This window comes from Streptomyces sp. NPDC059909, assembly GCF_042730885.1.
Taxonomy (GTDB): domain Bacteria; phylum Actinomycetota; class Actinomycetes; order Streptomycetales; family Streptomycetaceae; genus Streptomyces.
In genome coordinates this window covers 1-489 of the sequence record NZ_JBHWKX010000226.1, presented here as the reverse complement: position 1 = coordinate 489, position 489 = coordinate 1, and the positions used below count along the sequence as shown (strand labels likewise).

The 489-nt window shown below is 74.2% G+C and carries 1 protein-coding gene; it reads left to right on the top strand.

The features are described 5' to 3' along the window. Positions 1-489: LytR C-terminal domain-containing protein (locus ACFV9O_RS40400; protein WP_385428079.1), on the top strand; the 489-nt coding region annotated here is incomplete at both ends.

The following is a 489-nucleotide window of genomic DNA, read 5'->3' as shown; positions in this document are numbered from 1 at the left end:
GACGACGCCGAGCGGCTGTTCCGGCTCGTCCGCGAGGACGTCGCGCTGGACGGCCGGGCCGAGGCCGGTACCTCGCCCTCTCCCTCGCCCGAGGAGGACGAGACCTCCGAGGACCCCGCGGCCGACCCCGCCGAGATCGCCGTCCTGGTCCGCAACGGCACCGGTTCCCCCACGGCCGCGCCGGTCTCGGGCCGGGCCACCGATCTCGTCGCGCTGCTGGCGAAGGCCGGGTTCACCCGCGCCTCGGCCGACCAGAACCAGGTGAAGAACCGGGCAAAGACCGCGATCCTCTACCCCAGCGCCGAGCTGGAGGGCGACGCCCAGTCGGTCGCCGAGGCGCTGGGCATGCCGCTCGGCACCGTCCGCAAGTCCACCGAGGTCTCCGGGGTGACGCTGGAGATCGGCGCGGACTGGGCCGAGGGCGACACCTTCCCGAAGCCGGAGAAGGGCGACAACGAGCCGCCGGAGTCCGCCGAGACCCTCAACGGC